This is a genomic window from Phytomonospora sp. NPDC050363, from assembly GCF_040655735.1.
Lineage (GTDB): Bacteria > Actinomycetota > Actinomycetes > Mycobacteriales > Micromonosporaceae > Phytomonospora.
The window spans coordinates 687,592-706,130 of the sequence record NZ_JBFAKK010000002.1 but is presented as its reverse complement, the minus strand read 5'-3'; the positions used below and the strand labels follow the sequence as shown (position 1 = coordinate 706,130).

Below are 18,539 nucleotides of genomic sequence, written 5' to 3'. Positions count from 1 at the left end.
GCGGCCCAAAACCCGTTACCGTACTCGCGAGTAACATAGCCCTGTGTCAAATCAATGTGATCATGAGGGCATGACCGACGAGCCGACCACCGTCCTGCCCTCGGTGTCCACAGAGGACGGTGCGGCGTTCCTGTCGGCGCGGGCGCTGAGCGCCGAAGGCCATGAGGGCGCGATCTTCGACAACGTCTTCGTCGAAGCCGGTCGCGGTCAGCTCGTCGCGATCGCCGGACAGGGCGGCACCGGCCGCACCTCCCTGCTGCTGACCCTCACCGGCCGCTTCAAGCACTCCGCCGGGACCGTCTCCGTCGACGGTCACAGCGAGCCCAAGCGGGTGCGCGAGTACGCCGCGATCGCCTCGGCCGGGCCCGCCGTCGAGCCCGACGAGTACCTGACCGTCGGCGCGCTGATCAGCGAGCGCCTGGTCATCGGCGGCGCCGAGATCACGCCGGCCTCGGTCGTGGAGGCCTGCGCGCTGTTCGGCATCGACCCCGACTCCGGCACGCTCTTCGGTCATCTCGACGCCCCCACCAAGATCCTGTTCGCGCTGGCGCTGGCCACCGCCGAGCACCGGCCGATCATCGCCGTCGACGACGTCGACGCCGGCCTCGACCGGCGCGGCGTCCACCGCGTCTGGTCGGCGCTGCGCACGCTGGCCGACCACGGTCACCTGGTTCTGGCCACCACCGCGCAGCCCGACATGGCCGATGTGACCGTGCACCTGCCCGCCGAGCCCTCCGCCGCCACGCGGATCGCCCCGCGCGCCGAACCGCCCGCGTCGCGGCGCACCGGCCTCCACCGCGCGCCCTCCGATGTCGAGAAGAGCGCCGACGACACCCCCACCGCCGGCCGCGGCATCGGACCCGGCCTCCCCGTCGACGCCCCCGAAACCCCCGCACGCGACCGAGACGAGGACGGCCCCCGATGAAGGCTCTGCACCTGGCCCTGATCGAACTGCGCCGCTTCGGCCGGCCCGTGCTGCGCAAACTCGCGCTGGGCATGATCGTGCTGGTCCCGCTGCTCTACGGATCGCTGTACCTGTGGTCGAACTGGGACCCCTACGGCAACCTCGACCAAGTCCCCGTCGCCGTGGTCAACCAGGACCAGCCGTCCACCGTCGACGGCAAGTCGCTCGCGGCGGGCGACGAGTTCGCCGGTCAGCTGGCGGCCACGCCCCTCTTCGACTGGAACTTCGTCTCCGAGCAGGAGGCGCGCGAGGGCATGGACGACGGCCGCTACTACTTCGCGATCGTCGTCCCGCCGGACTTCTCCGCCAAGCTGTCCAGCCTCGCCGGGACCAGTCCGGAGCGGGCCTCGATCTCCATCGACCTCGACGACGCCAACGGCTACATCATCGGCATGATGTCGGAGACGGTGAAGTCGGAGCTGCAGAACCAGATCAACACCGCCGCCTACACGACCTTCGCCAAGACCATGTTCGGCAGCCTCGGCGAGCTCCACACCGGACTGTCCGACGCCGCCGAAGGGGCGCATCGGCTCGCCGACGGCTCGGCCGCCGCCGACGACGGCGCCAAGGAACTCGCCGAGGGCCTCGGCACCCTCCAGACCGGATCGACGCAGGTCGCCGACGGAGCCCACCAGGTCGCCGACGGGGTCTCGCAGATCAACGTGGTCATCCAGAACGTCGCCGACTTCGCCTCCGACACGCTGCCCGGCCTCCAGGACACCGTGTCCAGTGCCGCCGAGGTCAGCCAGACCTTCGACAACGACGTCGACAAGGTCGTCACGCTGGCCTGCGACGACGACCCCGACGGCAAGGTCTGCACCGACCTGAAGGCGCTGGCCGAGCGCGCCGACGACGTCAACGGCACCGTCCAGGGCGCCGACGAGACCGTGCGGTCCCTCAGCGTCGGCGAGATCACCGACGGCGCCGAGAAGGTCGCCGCACTCGACAAGGGCGCGACCGAGGTCGCCGAAGGGGCCGACCGGCTCACCGGCGGGATCACCGATGCCAAGACCGGCGCCGACGAACTCGCCACCGGCACCGCGCAGCTCACGTCGGGCGCGCAGGAGCTGGCCACCGGACTCGACACGGCGGTGGCGAAACTGCCCAGCGACGACCCCGCGAAGAACGCGCAGGCCGCCGACGTGCTCGGCTCGCCCGTCGGCGTCAACACCACCAACGAGCACCCGGCCGGTGTGTACGGGCGCGGGCTGGCGCCGTTCTTCTTCGGCATCGCGCTGTGGGTGTTCGGCCTGGTGGCCTTCCTGCTGCTGCGCACCTTCAACGCCCGCGCGCTCGCCGGGAAGGTCAGCGCCTTCTCCGTCGCGCTGGGCGGCTGGCTGCCGGCCGGGATGCTCGGCGTCGTCGGGGCGCTGGTGCTGTACGTGGTCGTCGACGTCGGGCTCGGCCTCAAGCCGGTGAACGTGCTCGGCACGATCGGGATGTGCGTGCTGGGCGTGATGGCGTTCTCGGCGATAGCGCACTGGCTGCGGCTGGCCTTCGACGCCGTCGGGGACGTGCTGATCCTGGTGCTGCTGATGCTCCAGCTGACCGCGTGCGGCGGGCTGTACCCGATCGAGACGGCGCCGGCCTTCTTCCGCGCGCTGCACCCGTTCATGCCGATGACGTATCTGGTCGACGGGCTGCGGGTGACGATCTCGGGCGGGGTCGGCGCGCACGCGGTGCGCGACGCGGTCGTGCTGGCGGTGATCTTCGCGGCGGCCGTGGGCGCCTCGACCCTCACCGCGATGTTCCAGCGGCGCTGGAGCATGGGGCGGATGAAGCCGGCGATCGAGCTTTAGCCAGGGGGTGGGGAGGGGCCGGGCACCGGGGGGAGTGCCCGGCCCTCTCTGCTGCCCTCCACCGGCCGAACGAGACGACGAGGCCGATGTCGCAGCCGTAGGCCACACTCGCCCGATGCCATACGGTCACGTCCCCGCCGACCAATACGTCCCCGCCGCCGAGTACGCGCACCGCCTCGGCCTCACCGAGGCTCCCGACTGGCTTCCGGACCTCATCCCGAGCTATCTGGAGATCGTCGAGAAGTTCGACGCCACCCGGGTGGACGGCCGCTACGGCGAGGAGTCGCTGGAGTTCGCGCGCTCGCTGGACGCGTGGGGCGACCGCTCGGCGGTGGTGCTGTGGGCGCTCTTCCGCGCGCTCCTGCGCCAGCCGGGCGGGTCGGCGCTGTTCCGGCGCGACATCGTCGAGGGCCTGCGCTGGTCGGGCGCCGACGCGCTGTGGCTCGTCCCGCTGATCCCGGCCCGCAAGTCCACCTCGCACCTGCTGCTCGCCACCCTGGAGAGCGTGTCGCCCTACGACCTGCCCCTGGCCGCCGCCGACGTGGCCAGGCTGCGCGAGGTGGTCACCGATCCCGAGTACATCGAGCGCATCACGCGGCTGGAGAACCTCATCGCGAAGGCGCCTCGCGTCGAGGACCTGTTCGACCCGCTGTTCGCCGAGCGGATCGGCCCCGTCCTCAACCTGCCCATCCGCGAACTGCTCGACCGCTGCGCCCTCCCCCGCCTCGGCCGGCCCTCCTGGTGGTGGCGGGACCTGCAGAAACGCCGCCTCGCCAACCACTGGGACGCCCTCAAGTACATCCTCGCCTGCATCCCGCCCCACCTGGAGGAGCACGGCGGCTTCAGCAAGGGCGAGGACACCCTGCGCGGGCTCATGTACGTCGCCGAGGCCTCCGACAAGGGCTGGATCACCCCTCTGTTCGCCGACATCGTCCTGGCCGCCGCGGGCGGCCCGGGGCCGGTCCGCAGTCTCAAGCTCGCCAACACCGCCGTCGACGCCCTCTACTACCGGCCCAAATCCAAAGGCGTGCTGACCGGTCTGCGCGGGAAGGTGCGGCACAAGACGGTGCTCAACCTCATCGACCGGGCTCTCAAGTACATGTAGCCCCGCGCGCCGCCAGTCCCGTGCCAGCGCCGTGTGCGCCGGATGCCAGCGGCACCCCGCACGGTTGCCGGCATGACCATCGCATCCGAATACGCCGTGTGGGCCGAAGGGCTCACCAAGTCGTTCAAGACGACCAAGGCCCTGGCCGGAGTGGACCTCGCGGTCCGCACCGGCACGGTCCACGGGGTCCTCGGACCCAACGGGGCCGGTAAGACCACCGCCGTGCGCATCCTGACCACGCTCCTGCGCGCCGACGCCGGGCGCGCCCTCGTCGGCGGCTTCGACGTCACGGCCGAACCGGCCAGGATCCGCTCCCAGATCGGCCTGACCGGGCAGTACGCCTCGGTCGACGAGATGCTCACCGGCGCGGAGAACCTGCACCTCATCGGCCGTCTGCTCGGCCTGACCAGGCCGCAGGCCAAGACCCGCGCGGGCGAGCTGCTGGAGCGCTTCGAGCTGTCGCACGCCGCCGACCGCGCCGCCAAGACCTACTCCGGCGGCATGCGGCGGCGCCTCGACCTGGCCGCCAGCCTGGTCGGCGGCCCGCGCATCCTCTTCCTCGACGAGCCGACCACCGGCCTCGACCCTCGCAGCCGGGGCGAGCTGTGGTCGATCGTGCGGGAGCTGGTCGCCGAGGGCGTGACGGTCCTGCTGACCACGCAGTACCTGGAGGAGGCCGACCAGCTCGCCGACGACATCGCCGTCATCGACCACGGGCGGGTCATCGCCAGCGGCGCGCCCGAGGAGCTGAAGTCGAAGGTCGGAGGTCAGGTCCTCTACGTGCGTCCCGAGCGGGTCGTCGACGCCGCGGCGGTCTCCGGCCTGCTGGCCGGCATCGCCGGGCGCGAGGTGTCCGTCGAGGGCGACGGGCTGGCCGTGCCGGTCACCGACACGAAGGTCATGCCGGCCGCCGCGCTGCGTCTCCAGGAGGCGGGGATCGACGTGGCCGAGTTCGCGCTGCGCCGGCCGAGCCTCGACGAAGTGTTCCTGACCCTGACCGGCGGGCCCGCCGAAGACGCGGTACCGGCGGCATGAACCTTCGTACCCCGACCAGCGATCCCGTCCACCGCGTGCCTCCCAGGAGCAGAGCATGAGCACCCTCACCGCAGTCGTCCCGTCCCCCGCCCGTCAGCAGGGCCTGTCCGCGCACCTGCGCAACATCGCCTCGATCGCGTGGCGCAGCCTCGTCCAGATCAAGCACAACCCGATGGAACTGCTGGACCTGTCGGTGCAACCGGTCATGTTCCTGCTGCTGTTCACCTTCATGTTCGGCGGGCAGATGGCCGGCTCGCCGCAGGAGTACCTCCAGTACGCGCTGGCCGGGCTGATCGTGCAGAACTCGGTCTTCACCGCCCTCAACACCGCCGTCGGCCTGCACACCGACGTGGCCAAGGGCGTGTACGACCGCTTCCGCAGCCTCCCCATCGGCCGGCCCGTCCCGCTGATCGGGCGGATCGTGGCCGACCTGGCCAAGCAGGTCTGGGCGATCGCGCTGATGATCGTCCTCGGCCTGATCATCGGTTTCGACCTCGGCGGCGGCGTCGGCGGCGTGCTGGCCTCGGTGGCCCTGCTGCTGGTCTTCACCCTGGCCATGTCCTGGCTGAACGTGCTGCTCGGCCTGGTCGCCGGCTCCGAGGAGAAGGTGATGATGTTCGGCTTCACCATCGCCATGCCGCTCAGCTTCACCTCCAGCGCCTTCGTGCGGACCGACACGCTGCCCTCCGCGCTGCAGTTCTGGGCGGAGAAGATCAACCCGATCACCGCGATCGCCGACTCCGTCCGGGCGCTGCTCGACGGCACGCCGGTCGGCAACTCCGTGGTGGTCACGCTGATCTGGGCGGCGGGCCTGGCGCTGGTGTTCTTCCCGCTGGCGATGCGCGCCTACCGGGCGAAGCTGTCCTGACCCATGTCGCGGTCGGGCGTCCACGGCGGGCGGCCCTCGCCCAGACGGTCGACCAGCGCGGCGCGGTCCTGGGCGAGGGCCCCGGCGTAGATCTCTTCGAAGCGCCGCTCGCCGAGGGCCGCGCGGAGCCCGGCGGTGAGCGCGCCGGCTTCGGGCGAGGAGCGGTCGACGCCGCCGAGGACGACCTCGCATTCGGCGAGCATGCGTGCGGCCCGCTCGGGCTCGCCGCCGGCAAACGCGGCCTCGGCCGAGGCCTCCAGTGCCCGGGCGAGGATGGGCCCGTCGCCGGTGGCCGCGGCGCTGAGGACGGCCTCGCGGGCGAGCTCGGCGGCATCGGGTTCGCCGCGCAGGACAGCGAGGCGGGCCCGCGCGGCCTGGTGGATGGCGACCTGGTGGGGCGGGCCGAGACAGCGCGCGAGGTCGGGGGCGACCAGGTCGAGCGCCTCGGCGGAGCCGTCGAGGTCGCCGAGGCGGCGCAGGTGGTCGGCGAGGGCGACGCCGGCGTGGACGGTGTTGTTGGCCTCGCCGGCGGCTCGGGCGTCGACGAGGGTCCTGCGCAGCAGGGCGGTGGCCCGCCCGGGCGGGTCGGTGAGGGCGCGGGCGGCGGCACGGCGGATCCGCATCTGGGAGAAGCCGAAGTCGGCGCCGATCTCGTCTTCGAGCGCGACGGCCCGGTCGAAGGCCTCGCCGGCGGCGGCGAGGTCGCCGTTCATCAGGGAGATCTCGGCGAGCTCGGCGACCACGAAGGACAGTCCCCAGTGGTCGCCGATGTCCTCGAAGGCGGCCTTGGCCCGTTCGAAGCACTCGATGGCCCGGCCGAGGCGGCCGGCGTTGACGAGCAGGGCACCGTGGAAGGAGTGCCCGGCCGCCCGCGCCCAGGGGTCGGGGTCTTCGAGGATGTGCGCGGTGGCCTCGACGGCCCCGTCACCGGTCATGTTGATCATGGCGGAGAGCAGGTCGAGCATGCGCAGCTGCGGGTATGCGGCGCCGAGGTCGTGCTCGTCGCGCAGGGCGAGGGCGCGCTCGACGTGGTCGAGCATCTCGTTGAGGGAGTCGCCGGAGTCGAAGGTGTTGAAGGCCGAACCCGCGTGGGCCAGGGCGAGGTGGGCGGGCGCGACACCGTCTCCGAGGGCCAGGGCGTCGGTGGCCAGCCGCCGGTCGATGTGCCTGCCGCGCAGCCACCAGTACCAGCCGAGGGCGGCGATGATCCGCACCGCGGTCTCGCCTTCGCTGTGCGCGACCGCCCAGCGCAGGGCGCCGAGGATGTTGTCGTAGTCGGCGCTGAGGGCGGCGATCGCGGCCCGTTGGGCGCTCGTGCGGGTGCGCGGCTCCTCGCGTTCGGCGATCGACAGGTAGTGCGCGGCGTGGCGCCGGTGGACGTCCTCGGCGGCGCCGCCGGCGGTGAGGCGTTCGGCACCGTACTCGCGAATGGTCTCCAGGAGCCGGTAGCGGCCGTCGGCGCCGTGCACGACGAGGGACTTGTCGACGAGGGACGTCAGCGCGTCGACGGTGTCGGTGCCGGCGACGGCCTCCACGGCGTCGAGGGTCGCGCCGCCGGCGAAGACCGACATCAGCGCCAGCAGCTCGCGTTCGGGCCCGGTGAGCAGCTCCCAGCTCCAGTCGACCACCGCGCGCAGCGTGCGGTGCCGGGGCAGGGCGGCACGGTCGCCGCCGGTCAGCAGGCGGAAGCGCTCCCCGAGGCGGGCGGCGACCTCGGCGGGGGTCATGGCGCGCAGGCGCGCGGCGGCCAGTTCGATCGCCAGCGGGAGCCCGTCGAGGCGCCGGCAGATGTCGAGGACGGCCCCGAGGTTGGCCTCGGTGACGGCGAAGTCGGGGCGGGCGGCGCGGGCGCGCTCGGCGAGCAGGCGCACGGCGGGGTAGGCGAGGGCGTCGTCGACGGTCCGGGCGAGCGCCGGGTACGGGAGAGGCGCGACGGGATAGAGCGCCTCGCCGGTGATGCCGAGGGGTTCGCGGCTGGTGGCCAGGACGCGCAGTTCGGGGCAGCGGGCCAGCAGGCGCGCGGTGATGGCCGCGGCGGCGTCGACGAGGTGCTCGCAGTTGTCGACGACGAGGAGCACCGGGCGGCGGCGCAGAGCCGCGGCGATCCGTTCGACGGGGTCCCCGGCGGCCGGGACCCCGCGGCGGCCGCTGGGCACGGGCTCTTGCAGGTCGAGGGCGGTCATCACGGCCGTGGGGATCTCGGCGGGGTCGGCGACCGGGGCGAGTTCGACGAGCCGCACGTCGCCGCCGGTCTCGACGGCCGCCGCGCTCACCGCCAGGCGGGTCTTGCCCGCGCCTCCGGGGCCGGTGAGGGTGACCAGGCGCGAGGAGTCCAGGAGCGCGCCGATGGCGGCGAGGTCGTCGCCGCGGCCGATGAAGCTGGTGATGGCCGCCGGGAGGTTGTCGCGGCGGACGGCGACGGGTTTCCCGCGCAGGACCGTGCGGTGGGTCTCGGTGAGCAGCGGCGAGGGGTCGACGCCGAGTTCGTCGGCGAGGCGGCGGCGGGTGGCGTCGAAGACGGCGAGCGCCTCGCTCTGCCGCCCGGTGGCCGCCAGGGCGCGCATGAGCTGCGCCTGGGCGCGTTCGGCGAGGGGCTGGGCGGCGGCCCGTTCGCGCAGTTCAGGGAGGATCGGCGCGGCGCGGCCGAGGCCGAGTTCGGCGTCGGCGAGGTCGAGGCGGGCCTCGGCGAGCTCGCCGAGCAGGCGCGCGACGGCGTCGTCGGCGACTCCGTCGAGGGCTTCGGGCCGGTCGGTGCGCCACAGGTCGAGGGCTTCGCGCAGGTCGGCGGCGGCGCGGCCGTGGGCGTCGTCGGCCAGTGCGCGGCGCCCCTGTTCGGCCAGGCGGGCGAAGCGGTGGGCGTCGACGTCGTCGGGTGCGACGCCGAGCCGGTACCCGCCGGGGCCCGAGGCGATGAGTTCGCGGTCGCCGAGCGCTCCGCGCAGCCGCGAGACCAGCGACTGGACGGTGTTGGCCGCGACCGGCCCGCCGGGCCACAGCGCGGCGCCGACGCGGTCGGCGGAGACCCAGTGCCCGGCGTCGAGCGCCAGCAGCGCGAGCAGTCCGCGCAGCCGCGAGCCGGCGACGGGCAGGGCGCGGCCGTCGTCGCCGGCCGCTTCGAGCGGGCCGAGCAGGGCTATCCACATCTGGTCATTGTTACTGGCGACTGCGTCGCTGACGCGACTGCGTCGCGCTAGCCGCTGGGCAGGGGCCTCGGTTCCGCCGTCCGTGGCGCGGGTGGCGGGGGGGGTGGCGGGGGGAGGTGGCGGGGGACGGCTCCACCGAGACCCCCGCCGTACGCGTCAGAGTTTGCGCGAGGTGGTGCAAGGGGATGCGGGTGCCGCGCCTCGGGCGTGCCGCGCTTGTCGCTGGGCAGAGCCGCACAGTCGGCCATGCCCTAGGGGTGGGGTGTCACGCGTCTCGCGCGGTGCGGAGCTCGGCGAGCAGTTCGGGGCCGGTCCAGGCGCGCGCGCCTTCGGTCTCGGCGAGCCTGACCAGCTCGGCGAGGCGGGCGTTGGCCGGGGCCGGGGTCCCGTGGCGTTCGGCGAGGGCGGTGATCTCGCCCTGGAGTTCGCCGATCTCGGTGGGCCGGCCCTGGCGCAGGTCGTCCCACATCGACGAGCGCGCCCGGGCGTCGACGCGCAGGGTCGACGCCGCCAGGCGGCGGAAGACGCCGTCGGGGAGGCCGAGCACGAAGGGCATGAGGCCCGGCGGCACCGGGCTCACCCTGGCGGGGCGGATCCCGGCGGCGCGGTAGGCGGCCAGCGCCTCGCGCTGGCACAGCGCGAGGCAGGCGCGGTAGGCGCGCTGACCGAGCTGGTCGCGCAGGGGCAGGCCGGACAGGGCGTTGACGGCGTTGTTGAGGTTCATCAGCAGCTTGGCGTGCTGGACGCCGGGCATGTCCGAGCGCGCCTCGGTGGGCAGCCCGGCCCGCTCCAGGGCCGCCACGAGCGGGGCCGAGCGCGGACCGGCGTCGAGCATGAGCCGGCCGAAGGTGCCCTGGTGGAAGTGGGCGGGCGCGGTCCGCGCGACGTTGTAGGGGACCATCCCGGCCAGCACCTCGCGGCCGGGCAGTCCATCGCGCAGCAGGCGCGGGTTGTGCAGCCCGTTCTGGAAGCTGACGACGACCGCGTCGCCGCCGACGCCCGCCAGCTCCGCCGCCGCGCCCTTGGTCGCACCCGACTTCACGGTGACCAGGACGTAGTCGGCCTCGGCCGCCGCCCCGGGATCGGTGCTCAGACGAAGGCCGGTGACATGCCGGTCGGCGCGGCCGCCACCGGTCAGCGTCAGCCCTTCGGAACGCAGCGGGTCCATGACCGACGGCCTGCCGATGAGCGTGACCTCGGCGACCCCGGCGAGCATCCCGCCCAGGTGGCAGCCGATGCTCCCCGCGCCGAACACGGCGATCCTCATGCGTCCCTCACATCCTGCGGGGCACGCCTTCGACGGCCGGTGCCCGGGTCCGTCGAAGGTATCGGTGCGCTGCGGGGAGGTAAAGGCTCAGCACTCGATGACGTTGACGGCCAGTCCGCCGCGCGCGGTCTCCTTGTACTTGACCTTCATGTCGGCGCCGGTCTCGCGCATCGTCTTGATGACCTTGTCCAGCGAGACGTGGTGCTCGCCGTCACCGCGCATCGCCATGCGGGCGGCGGTGATCGCCTTGATGGAGGCGACCGCGTTGCGCTCGATGCACGGGATCTGCACGAGCCCTCCGACCGGGTCGCAGGTCAGCCCGAGGTTGTGCTCCATGGCGATCTCGGCGGCGTTCTCGACCTGCGCGGGCGTGCCGCCCATGACCTCGGTGAGCCCGGCGGCGGCCATCGAGCAGGCCGAGCCGACCTCGCCCTGGCAGCCGACCTCGGCGCCGGAGATGGAGGCGTTCTCCTTGAACAGCACGCCGATCGCGCCGGCGGTGAGCAGGAAGCGCACCACGCCCTCGTCGCTCGCGCCGGGCATGAAACGCCAGTAGTAGTGCAGGACGGCCGGGACGATCCCGGCGGCGCCGTTCGTCGGCGCGGTCACGACCCGGCCCCCGGCGGCGTTCTCCTCGTTGACGGCCAGGGCGAACAGCGTCACCCAGTCCATCACCCGCAGCGGGTCGGTCGCGTAGATCTCGGCCTGGAGGTCGCGGTGCATGCCGACCGCGCGGCGCGGCACCTTCAGCCCACCGGGGAGCGTGCCCTCGGTGGTGCATCCGGTCTGCACGCACTCGCGCATGACCTCCCAGATGTGCAGCAGGCCCGAGCGGACGTCGGCCTCACTGCGCCAGGACAGCTCGTTGGCGAGCATGACGCCGCTGATCGGCAGGCCCGTCTCGCGGGTGATCTCCAGCAGCTCGACACCGGTCTTGAAGGGGTGCGCCACCGGCGTGTCGTCGACCTTGATCGGGTCGTCGGCCCCGGCGGTGTCGTTGACGACGAAACCACCGCCGACGGAGTAGTACGTGCGCTCGCGCAGCACCGAGCCGTCGGCGGCGATCGCGCGAAAGATCATGCCGTTCGGGTGGAACGGGAGGCTCTTGCGGCGGTGCAGGATGAGGTCGCGACGCTCGTCGAAGTCGACCTCGTGGACGCCCATGAGGGGGATACGGCGGGCCACGCGGATGGCGGCGACGCGCTCGCCGACCGTGGCGGTGTCGACGGTCTCGGGATCCTCGCCGAGGAGGCCGAGCAGGACGGCCTTGTCGCTGCCGTGGCCGTGCCCGGTCGCGCCGAGCGAGCCGAACAGTTCGGCCCGGATCCCCTCGACCTGCGCGAGCCGGCCGTCGGCCTTCAGCCCGGCGATGAAGGTATGCGCTGCCCGCATCGGCCCCACGGTGTGGGAACTCGACGGGCCGATACCGACTTTGAAGAGGTCGAAGACGCTGATCACCACTGCTCCTAGCGGCCGCAGAGGGTGAGGACCTCGTTGTCCCACCAAGGGCCGGTGGCAAGCCTAGTCCGCGATCTTGTCCGGCACCCGGCGTCGAGGTGTGGATCGCGTAACGGCAGTTAGGTGATTGGGGTGAATGTCTCGGCTCAGGACGTGCCCAGGACCGCGCTGATGGTGTCGCGGAACTCCCGCCACTCCCCCCGGCGCCCGGCGAGGGCCTTCTTGCCGCCGGTGGTCAGGCGGTAGGTGCGACGGTCGCGGCCGGCGACGTTGGACCACTCGCTGCGCAGGTGCCCCTCGCGCTCCAGGCGGCGCAGCGCCGGGTAGACGGTGCCGGTCGGGAGGTCCAGCGTGCCCTCGCTGCGGGCGCGCAGGGCCTCGATGATCGCGTAGCCGTGGAGTGGTTCGTCCTCGACCACCGCGAGGATCAGCGCGTCGAGGTGCCCGTGGAGGGAGCTCGCCTTCATAGGTAGCGAGTCTAGTGGTCTTGCCCGAACGAGCGCCAGAGCCCTGCGCGTATTCCCAGTTGGAAGGCTCATTGGTACGTAGGCACTCGATATGTAGACTGCCAACATGTCGTCTACTCAGGTATCAGGAGGACGGTGATGGGCGCACTCGATCTCGCGCGTCTGCAGTTCGCGGTCACCACCTCGATCCACTGGCTGTTCGTGCTGGTCACCCTCGGACTGGTCACCGCGCTGCTGTACTTCCAGACCCGCGCGACGCTGGCCCGCAAGGAGGAGAAGCGCGAGCTCTACTTCCGCATGACCCGCTTCTGGGGCCTGATGTACGTGATCAACTACGCCCTGGGCATCGCCTCGGGGATCGTGATGGAGTTCCAGTTCGGCACGAGCTGGTCGGGCCTGACACACCTGGTCGGCGGCGTCTTCGGCGCCCCGCTGGCCATGGAGACGATCGTCGCCTTCGTCGCCGAGTCCACCTTCCTCGCCCTGTGGATCTTCGGCTGGCACAAGCTGCCCAGGGCCGTCCACCTCGGGCTGCTCTACCTCGTGGCGATCACCGCCTACCTCTCGGCCTTCTGGGTGCTGGTCGCCAACGGCTTCATGCAGAACCCGGTCGGCTACGAGATGAGCACCGCCGCCGACGGCACCGCCACCGCCGTGCTCACCGACGTCGGCGCGGTCTTCGCCAACCCCTCGACCTGGTGGGCCTTCCTGCACATCGTCGGCGCGGCACTGTCCGCCGGCGGCGTGGTGATCCTCGGAACCTCCGCCTGGCACATCCTCCGCAGGACCGAGGACGTGTTCTTCCTGCGCTCCTTCCGGGTCGGGTTCACCTTCCTGTTCCTGGGCATCGGCTGGGCCTTCGGCACCGGCTGGGCGCAGTACGGCTTCGTCGGCGAGATCCAGCCCATGAAGACCGCCGACGCGACCGAGGCCGCCGCCGTCAACGCCGAACTCGCCGCGCGGTACGGGGCCGGCGACTACCGTCTCCCCGACGGCCTGCGGGAGTCCTTCGACTTCATGTCGATGGTCGGCGAGGCCGGCTCGACGATCCTGCTGCTGCTCGCCCCGATCGTGATCTGGAAGCTCGCCGCGAAGCTGCGCTGGATCATGCCGCTGTTCATCGCCTTCGTGCCCTTCCCCTTCCTCGCCGCGGTCGCCGGCTGGGTGTTCCGCGAGGTCGGACGCCAGCCCTGGATCGTCTACGGCGTCCAGACGACCGCCGACGCCTTCGGCGGCGCAGGCGTCGGCGGCATGTGGACCTCCTTCATCGGGTTCACCGCCGTGCTGGGCGCGCTGCTGCTGACCGCCTGGTGGCTGATGCTGCGCCACGGCCTGCGCGGACCCCGCGCCGACGTGTGGCGGCCCGACCCCGGCACCGACGTCGACACCGACACCCACCTGCTCATTCCCCAAGGGACGAGGTAGCCATGGAAACCCTCTGGTACGCCCTCGTCGGGCTGCTGTTCGCCGCGTACTTCGTCCTCGCCGGCCTCGACTACGGCGTCGGCATGCTGTTTCGCCACGTCGCCGCCGACGACGACGGCCGCAGGCGGGCGCTGGCCACCGTCGGCCCGTTCTTCCTCGGCAACGAGGTGTGGCTGGTCGCCGCGATCGGCGCGCTGCTCGGCGCGTTCCCGCTGCTCGACGGGAAACTGCTCGGCACGAACGCCACCCTGCTCGCGGTCCTGCTGTTCGGCCTGGTCACCTTCACCGCGTGCGTGCAGATCCGCGGCCGCGCGAAACGCGGCCGCGGAATCTTCGACGCGCTCATCGCCGTCGGCGCGCTGGTCACCGCCCTCGGCTGGGGCGCCTTCCTCGGGCAGCTCCTCCAGGGCCGCCACGGCCTGCCGAACTGGTTCTCGCTGCTGTGCGGGCTGGTCTTCGCGATGCTGATCCTCCTGCACGGCGCGGCCCTCCTCGCCCTGCGCGGCACGCCGCAGACGCGCGCGAAGGGCTCGGCGGTCCTCACCGCCGGGGTCGCGCCGACCCTCATCGGCGTCGGAGTGCTCACCGTCGCCGGGTTCTTCACCGCCGGGGCCGTCGAGCTGCCCGCCGTGGCGCTCGCCGGGGCGGCGGTCCTGGCGACGGGCATCCTGGCGGCCGGGCGGCTCACCGTCGCCGGACGGCACGGGCGCGCCCTCGCGGCGACGTGCGTCGCGGTGGCCACCCCACTGCTCGTCGTCGGTTTCGCGCGGCTGCCCTTCGGCTACGTCGACGCCGCCGAACCGGTGAACTCGCTCACCGTGACGCAGGGCGCCGCCGACGCCGCGGCCCTCGATCTGCTCACCGTCGCCGCAGCCCCGATGATCCCGGTGCTGCTGGGCTTCCAGGCGGTGATGTGGTGGCTGTGGCGCAGGCGCGTGACGTCGTCGACTCCGCTCTTCTACTGACCTTCTACAGGCCGTAGTCTTCGAGCCGTGAGACCCGTGGATCCCCGGATGACGCGGCGGCTGCCCGAGCTGCGCCGCTACCTTGCGCTGACGGCCGTCACCGGCGCGGTGACGGCCGCGGCGATCGGCGTGCAGGCGTACGCGCTGTCCGGGGCACTCGCCCGGGCCGTGACCTCGCCGACCGCCTCCACCCTGCTCGGCGGCCTCGCCCTCGTGGCGGCCGCCTTCGGCGTGCGCGCACTGCTGTCGTGGGCGCACGGGCGCCTCGCCGCGCGCTCGTCGGCCGCCATCAAGGCGCGCCTGCGCACCGAGACCCTCGCGGCCGCCGCCGCGCACGGCCCCCGCTGGCTGCGCGGCAGGCGCGGCGGGGAGACCGCGACCCTGGTCACGCGCGGGATCGACGGCCTCGACTCCTACCTCGTCGGCTACCTCCCGCAGCTCATGCTCGGCGCGACCGTCCCGGTCGCCGTCCTGGTCATGCTCTACGCCTCCGACCTGGCCTCGGCCGTCATCATCACCGTGACCGTGCCGCTGGTGCCGATCTTCGGCATCCTCGTCGGCTGGCACACCAAGGCCAAGACCGAGAAGCAGTGGCGGCTGATGTCGCGCCTCGGCGGGCACTTCCTCGACGTCGTCGCCGGGCTGTCCACGCTGAAGGTCTTCGGCCGCGCCGGGAAGCAGGCCGAGGCCGTCCGCGACGTCGCCGACCGCTACCGCAGCGCGACCATGGCCACCCTGCGCGTGGCCTTCCTCTCCGCGCTGGTCCTCGAACTCGTCGCGACCGTCTCGGTCGCGCTGGTCGCCGTGCCGATCGGCCTGCGCCTCCAGGCCGGCGAGTTCGACCTGCGCATCGCCTTCTTCGTGCTGCTGCTGGCCCCCGAGGCCTTCCTTCCGCTGCGCGCGATGGGCACCCAGTTCCACGCCAGCCAGGAGGGCCTGGCCGCGATGGACGAGGCGCTGACGGTCGTCGAGGGCGCCGAGAAGCTTCGCAAAGGCGGGCACCGCCCGGCCGAGTCCTTCGCCACGATCGAGTTCGACGACGTCACCGTCGAGTACACCGAGAACGGCGTGCGCGCCCTGGCCGGGGCGTCCTTCGTGGTGCGGGCGGGCGAGCGCGTTGCGCTCATCGGCCCGAGCGGCGCGGGGAAGTCGACGGTCCTGTCGGTACTGCTGGGCTTCGTCGAGCCGACCGGCGGACGGGTCCTGGTCGACGGCGTCGACCTCGCCGAGCTGGACCTCGACGAGTGGCGCCGCCGGATCGGGTGGGTGCCGCAGCGCGCGCACCTGTTCGCCGGTTCGGTGGCCGACAACATCCGGCTCGGTGATCCCGGAGCCGGTGCCGAGCGGGTGCGTGCGGCGGCCTCGGCTGCCGACGCGGAGTTCATCGACGAGCTGCCCGACGGCTACGACACGCTGCTCGGGGACCGGGGCACGGGCCTGTCGGCGGGCCAGTCGCGCCGGCTGGCGCTGGCGCGGGCGTTCCTGCGGGACGCGCCGCTGCTGCTTCTCGACGAGCCGACGGCGAGCCTCGACGGCCGCAGCGAGGCGGCGGTGACCGACGCGACGCGGCGGCTGCTGTCGGGCGCCGAGCGGACCGCGCTGATCGTCGCGCACCGGCCCGCCCTGCTCGACGGGGTCGACCGCGTGCTGCGGGTCGCCGACGGCCGCGTCGCCGAACTCCAGGCCGAGGGGAGCGTGCGATGAGCGAGCTGCTGATCTTGCGCCTGATCCGCCGGCACCTGCCGCGGGTCGCGCTCGCCGGGCTGGTCTCGGTGGCCGCCGAGCTCGCCGGGATCGCGCTGATCGCCACGGCCTCGTGGCTGCTGGCGCGCGCGGCCGAGCAGCCGCCGCTGACGGCGCTGACCGTGGCCATCGTCGCCGTGCGCGCGCTGGCGATCTCGCGCGGCGGTTTCCGCTATCTCGAACGGCTCGCCGGGCACGACGCGGTCCTGCGCGCGCTGGCCGAGCTGCGCGCCCGGGTGTACCGGGCCTTGACGCCGCTGTCGCCGGGCGGCCTGCGCGGTCTGCGCGGCGGGGACCTGCTCACGCGTTTCGTCGCCGACGTCGACGCCGTCCAGGACCTGCTGCTGCGCTGTCTCATGCCGGCCTTGACCGCGCTGGTCGTCAGTGGTGTGGTCATCGCCTTCGCCGCCGCGTTCTCGCCCGTTGCCGGGCTGGTCGTGCTGCTGGGGGCGGTCGCCGCCGGGATCCTGCTGCCGTGGCTGGCCGGGATCCTCGCGCGCCGGACCGCCGAGCGCACCGCGCACGCCCGCGCCGAGCTGAGCACCGCGACCGTCGACCTGGTGCGGGGCGCGGCCGACCTGGCCGCCTACGGCGCCACCGACCGGGCGGTCGCCGAGGCCGGGCGCGTCGCCGAGGACCTCGCCGGCGCCGAGCGGCGCGGCGCGGCCGTCAACGCGATCGTGTCGGCCGCCGCGCTGCTCACGCAGGGTCTGGCGGTGATCGGTGTGCTCTTCGCGGCGGTCTCCACCGACGGGATTCCGCCGATCATGACGGCCGTACTGCCGCTGACCACGCTCGCCGCCTTCGAGGTGCTGCTGCCGTTGACGACGGCCGCCCGCAGGCTCCAGGAGGTGCGGGCGAGCGCGACGCGTCTCGCCGCGGTCTTGGACGCCGAGCCGCCGGTCGCCGACCCGCAGGAGCCGCGCGAGGCGCCGTCGGGTCCGGTGGCGCTGCGGCTGACCGGTGCCCGGCCGCTGATCCCGGTCCGCGAGGGCTCGGTGGCGCAGGCCGCCGGGAGCGGCGGCGTCGACCTCGACCTTCCGCCCGGCCGCCGGGTGGCGATCGTCGGGCCCAGTGGGGCGGGCAAGAGCATGCTGCTGGCGGCAATGGTTCGCTTCGTCGACCTCTCGCGTGGCGAGGCGACCCTCAACGGGGTCCCGATCTCGCTGATGCGCGGCGACGACGTCCGCCGGCTGGTGTCCGGCGCGCTGTCGGACGCGCACGTCTTCCACGCCACCGTGGAGGAGAACCTGCGCATCGCCGCCCCGGAGGCCACGCCCGAGCGGATCGCGGCGGCGCTGGCCGCCGCCGGGCTCACCGAGTGGGCGGCCTCGCTGCCCGAGGGCCTGTCGACGGTCGTCGGCGAGGACGGCGACCGCGTCTCCGGGGGGCAGCGACAGCGGCTCGTGCTGGCCCGCGCGCTGCTCGGCGACCCGCCGGTCCTGCTGCTCGACGAGCCGACCGAGGGCCTCGATCCGCAGACCGCCGACGAGGTCCTGGCCGACGTCCTGCGCGCCACGCCCGACCGCAGCGTCGTCCTGGTGACGCACCGGCTGCGCGGGCTCGAAGCCGTCGACGAGATCCTGGTGCTCGAAGACGGCCTGGTCACCGAGCGCGGGAGTCACGACGCGCTGCTGGCCGCCGATGGCTACTACGCCGAGTTGTGGGCCGCGCAGGAGCTGGCCGAGGGCCGCTACGCCGGGATCGGCTGAGTTCCGGGCGGCTCAGCGCCGTTCGAGCAGCCGGCGCGCCGGTGAGTCGTCCTTGTCGGGAGCGAACCGGTGGCCGGTGCGCAGCGCACGCAGACCGACGGTGATCATTTCGCCGAGCAGGCCGGCGCCGATGGACAGCGTCATCTTGCGCGCTTCGGGGTGCATGCCGCCCAGCGAGGCGAGGTACCCGACGCCGAAGTTGACGCCGAGGGAGAAGGCCCACACGAGGACCGTGCCGACGGTGTAGCGCTGCCAGAGGTGGCCCTCGCGGGTGTATAGGACGGTGGTGGTCCCGCGTACGGCGCCGAGGGCGACGCCGACCAGGGAGGCGGCGACCAGCCACATGACGTCGCGGGCGTCGATGACGTCGACCTTGGTGAGGGAGTAGACGCCGAGTCCGACGAGGACCAGCGGCGGCAGGCACAGGTCGCGGGCGTTGAGGGGTTCGCCGAGGAAGCGCTTGACGATCAGGGCGATCACCCCGGCCACGATCAGCGCGGTCAGCATCCAGCCGTTCATGCCGGGTCCCTTCGGAACGTTCGTAGCACGGTCATGCCAAATAAAGTAGCACGCACATGCTATAAACTT

Annotated in this window: 14 protein-coding genes; 9 read left to right on the top strand and 5 right to left on the bottom strand. The window is 73.0% G+C overall.

The window, feature by feature from the left end; genetic code table 11:
- Window positions 1-70 precede the first annotated feature (70 nt).
- From AB0I28_RS07790 to AB0I28_RS07770, 5 genes are all read left to right on the top strand, one after another.
- Window positions 71-925: an ATP-binding cassette domain-containing protein gene (locus tag AB0I28_RS07790; RefSeq protein ID WP_357490694.1), complete on the top strand. Its 855-nt coding sequence runs from the start codon at window positions 71-73 to the stop codon at window positions 923-925.
- Window positions 922-2,763, top strand: a complete 1,842-nt coding sequence (locus AB0I28_RS07785) for a YhgE/Pip domain-containing protein (RefSeq protein WP_357490692.1) — start codon at window positions 922-924, stop codon at window positions 2,761-2,763. Before AB0I28_RS07790 ends, AB0I28_RS07785 begins: the two co-directional genes overlap by 4 nt.
- Before the next feature lie 115 nt (window positions 2,764-2,878).
- Entirely contained in the window at window positions 2,879-3,868 is a 990-nt protein-coding gene (locus AB0I28_RS07780; protein ID WP_357490691.1) for a hypothetical protein, read from the top strand.
- 72 nt (window positions 3,869-3,940) lie between these two features.
- Window positions 3,941-4,903 (top strand): ATP-binding cassette domain-containing protein, encoded by a 963-nt coding sequence (locus AB0I28_RS07775; protein ID WP_357490690.1) that lies wholly within the window; start codon window positions 3,941-3,943, stop codon window positions 4,901-4,903.
- A gap of 55 nt (window positions 4,904-4,958) precedes the next feature.
- Complete coding sequence (locus AB0I28_RS07770; protein ID WP_357490688.1) at window positions 4,959-5,771, top strand: ABC transporter permease; 813 nt, start codon at window positions 4,959-4,961, stop codon at window positions 5,769-5,771.
- Here AB0I28_RS07770 and AB0I28_RS07765 read toward each other — a convergent pair.
- From AB0I28_RS07765 to AB0I28_RS07750, 4 genes are all read right to left on the bottom strand, one after another.
- Window positions 5,750-8,914, bottom strand: coding sequence for a BTAD domain-containing putative transcriptional regulator (locus AB0I28_RS07765; protein ID WP_357490686.1), 3,165 nt, complete (start codon window positions 8,912-8,914; stop codon window positions 5,750-5,752). The two genes, AB0I28_RS07770 and AB0I28_RS07765, sit on opposite strands and share 22 nt — an antisense overlap.
- 265 nt (window positions 8,915-9,179) lie before the next feature.
- A complete protein-coding gene (locus AB0I28_RS07760; protein ID WP_357490684.1) occupies window positions 9,180-10,181 on the bottom strand; it encodes a 2-dehydropantoate 2-reductase in 1,002 nt (333 codons plus the stop codon).
- Between the two features lie 87 nt (window positions 10,182-10,268).
- A complete protein-coding gene (locus AB0I28_RS07755; protein WP_357490682.1) occupies window positions 10,269-11,639 on the bottom strand; it encodes an L-serine ammonia-lyase in 1,371 nt (456 codons plus the stop codon).
- Between the two features lie 146 nt (window positions 11,640-11,785).
- Complete coding sequence (locus tag AB0I28_RS07750; RefSeq protein WP_357490680.1) at window positions 11,786-12,106, bottom strand: helix-turn-helix transcriptional regulator; 321 nt, start codon at window positions 12,104-12,106, stop codon at window positions 11,786-11,788.
- Between the two features lie 138 nt (window positions 12,107-12,244).
- On the opposite strand from AB0I28_RS07750, the gene AB0I28_RS07745 reads away from it, so the two are divergent.
- The 4 genes from AB0I28_RS07745 to cydC are packed head-to-tail and all read left to right on the top strand — an operon-like array spanning window position 12,245 to window position 17,951.
- Window positions 12,245-13,531 (top strand): cytochrome ubiquinol oxidase subunit I, encoded by a 1,287-nt coding sequence (locus tag AB0I28_RS07745; protein WP_357490678.1) that lies wholly within the window; start codon window positions 12,245-12,247, stop codon window positions 13,529-13,531.
- Between the two features lie 2 nt (window positions 13,532-13,533).
- Window positions 13,534-14,496: a cytochrome d ubiquinol oxidase subunit II gene (locus AB0I28_RS07740; protein ID WP_357490676.1), complete on the top strand. Its 963-nt coding sequence runs from the start codon at window positions 13,534-13,536 to the stop codon at window positions 14,494-14,496.
- 48 nt (window positions 14,497-14,544) lie between these two features.
- Entirely contained in the window at window positions 14,545-16,200 is a 1,656-nt protein-coding gene (gene cydD / locus AB0I28_RS07735; RefSeq protein WP_357490868.1) for a thiol reductant ABC exporter subunit CydD, read from the top strand.
- Window positions 16,197-17,951 (top strand): thiol reductant ABC exporter subunit CydC, encoded by a 1,755-nt coding sequence (gene cydC / locus AB0I28_RS07730; RefSeq protein WP_357490674.1) that lies wholly within the window; start codon window positions 16,197-16,199, stop codon window positions 17,949-17,951. Before cydD ends, cydC begins: the two co-directional genes overlap by 4 nt.
- Window positions 17,952-17,963: 12 nt before the next feature.
- Here cydC and AB0I28_RS07725 read toward each other — a convergent pair whose 3' ends face one another.
- Complete coding sequence (locus AB0I28_RS07725) at window positions 17,964-18,470, bottom strand: DUF1453 domain-containing protein (RefSeq protein WP_357490672.1); 507 nt, start codon at window positions 18,468-18,470, stop codon at window positions 17,964-17,966.
- Window positions 18,471-18,539 lie beyond the last annotated feature (69 nt).